We start from the raw sequence: 1946 nt of genomic DNA, 5'->3' as shown, positions 1-1946 counted from the left end.
GGTGCAGTACGTGCAACCGTGTACCGTGACGTCGAGCCAATTCCACGGCAAGAGAAGATGAGCGATAGCAGGCTTCAGCATCCCGGATCAGCGGGTGGGCGACGGCGGGAATCTGCTCGCCGAAGCGCTCACGCAAACGTTGCTCGTTGGCCAGGATGCTCGGCGTGTGCTCGCAGTGGGCCAGCAGGATCGTCGGCACTTCGGCAAACAAGCGCTCCAGAATGCGTGGGTCGTCTACCAGCATATTGCCGGTGGAGGCACCCATGAACACTTTGACCCCGGCGACTTCCCGCGGGTCGAGGGCGGCGACGATGTCGAGATTGTCGTTGCTCACTCCAAAGTGAAAGCCGTAGTTGGCCACCGAATGCAAAGCGGCGCGGCGCTTTTTATCGGCCAGGGCTTCCAGGGTCAGTGTGGCGGGATTGGTGTTGGGCATGTCCATGAAACTGGTGATGCCACCGGCCACCGCCGCGCGGGACTCACTGTAGAAACTGCCTTTGTCCGGCGCGCCGGGTTCGCGAAAGTGCACTTGGTCATCGATCATACCCGGCAGCAGCCATTGGCCCTGGGCGTCGATTTCCACCGGCTCGTTGCAGCCTTCGATGCTGCTGGCGATCTTCTCGATGCGGCCATTGGCGACCAGCACATCGGCGTCGAATTCTTGGCCTTCATTGACCAGGCGGGCATTGCGAATCAGCAGGCGGCTCATGGTTCAGAACTCGTTTTGCAGGGCTTTGTAACCGAGTACCAGGTCGACATTCGTGCGAGCCACGTCTTCGGAAAACTCCGAGGCGCTGACGCTGACCGGCGGGAATTGCGACAGGTCGGTGTTAGGCCCGATGCGGGTGGTGGAGGGTACGTAGAAGGCAGCGGGCAAATCACGGCCGTCGACCACCGAGTTGTGACGTACCACACAGCCGTCGCCCACAGCGCAGTTGAACAACACGCTGTTGAAGCCGATGAACACCCGGTCGCCGACGGTGCAGGGGCCGTGGACGATGGAGCGATGCGCAATGGATGTGAATTCTCCAATAGTCACCGCTGCACCGGATTTGGAGTGAATGACCACGCCGTCCTGGATGTTGGAGTTGGCGCCGATGGTGATGGGGTCCATGTCTCCAGTGGCGTCGACTTCGTCGGCACGGATCACGGCATAGGGGCCGACAAACACATTTTCACCAATGATGACTTTGCCGCAGATGATCGCGGTTTTGTCGACGTAGGCCGATTCGGCAATCACTGGCAGATCGCCGGAAGGGTTTTTGCGGATCATGCTTCAGGCTCCGTAATGATGTGGACGTAGTTGTCGTCGATGGCGTTGTAGAAGCAGGTCGGCCGGCCGGTGTGGCAGGCCGGGCCTTGCTGGTCGACGATCAGTAGCACCGCGTCGCCGTCGCAATCCAGGCGCGCTTCGATCAACTGTTGCCAGTGGCCGGAGCTTTCGCCCTTGCGCCACAGCTGTTGGCGTGAACGCGACCAATAGCAAACGTGCCCGGTGGTGAGGGTTTCGTTGAGGGCCTGGCGGTTCATCCAGGCCAGCATCAACACCTCGCCCGTGCCGTGTTGCTGGGCGATGGCGGCAATCAGGCCATCGCTGTTCCACGGCAGGGCGTTCAGCACGGGTTCGAGTGGAAAGCGGCTGCCGAGGGCTGCCTTTTCCAGATCGAGCATGCTCAGCGTCATGGTTTGCTCAGGGCGGCGCACAGGGTGTTGAGGTTGTATTCGAACAGCCCGGTGAAGGTGCTGGCCGGGCCTTCGGCGGCGAGGGCGTCGGAGTACAACGTGCCGCCGATCTGCGCGCCGCTTTCGTCGGCGATCTGCTTGAGCAGGCGCGAGTCCTTGATGTTTTCCATGAACACGGCCTTGACCTTGTCTTTGCGGATCTGGGTGATCAGCGCAGCGACTTCGGCGGCCGATGGCTCACGTTCAGTCGACAGACCTTGAGG

At 61.2% G+C, this 1946-nt stretch carries 3 protein-coding genes and 1 pseudogene; all 4 read right to left on the bottom strand.

The features are described 5' to 3' along the window. A pseudogene (locus ACRESD_RS22965) lies at positions 1–709 on the bottom strand (dihydroorotase); the annotation flags it as partial. 3 nt (positions 710–712) lie between these two features. Continuing rightward, positions 713–1273: a DapH/DapD/GlmU-related protein gene (locus tag ACRESD_RS22960; RefSeq protein ID WP_431752999.1), complete on the bottom strand. Its 561-nt coding sequence runs from the start codon at positions 1271–1273 to the stop codon at positions 713–715. Continuing rightward, positions 1270–1683 (bottom strand): phosphoribosyl-AMP cyclohydrolase, encoded by a 414-nt coding sequence (gene hisI, locus ACRESD_RS22955; protein ID WP_431752998.1) that lies wholly within the window; start codon positions 1681–1683, stop codon positions 1270–1272. The genes ACRESD_RS22960 and hisI overlap by 4 nt, the downstream gene beginning before the upstream one ends. Next, positions 1680–1946, bottom strand: a 267-nt coding sequence (locus tag ACRESD_RS22950; protein ID WP_431752997.1) for a metal ABC transporter solute-binding protein, Zn/Mn family, incomplete at its 5' end; no start/stop codon positions are given. The genes ACRESD_RS22950 and hisI, both read right to left, overlap by 4 nt.

The organism is Pseudomonas sp. (assembly GCF_050739995.1).
In the GTDB taxonomy this organism is placed as follows: domain Bacteria; phylum Pseudomonadota; class Gammaproteobacteria; order Pseudomonadales; family Pseudomonadaceae; genus Aquipseudomonas.
This window is presented reverse-complemented; position numbering and strand designations above follow the sequence as displayed.

Excerpts from the sequence above, each read along its gene's own strand:
- ACRESD_RS22960 (WP_431752999.1), bottom strand. The coding sequence starts at position 1,273 with ATGATCCGCAAAAACCCTTCCGGCGATCTGCCAGTGATTGCCGAATCG.
- hisI (WP_431752998.1), bottom strand. The coding sequence starts at position 1,683 with ATGACGCTGAGCATGCTCGATCTGGAAAAGGCAGCCCTCGGCAGCCGC.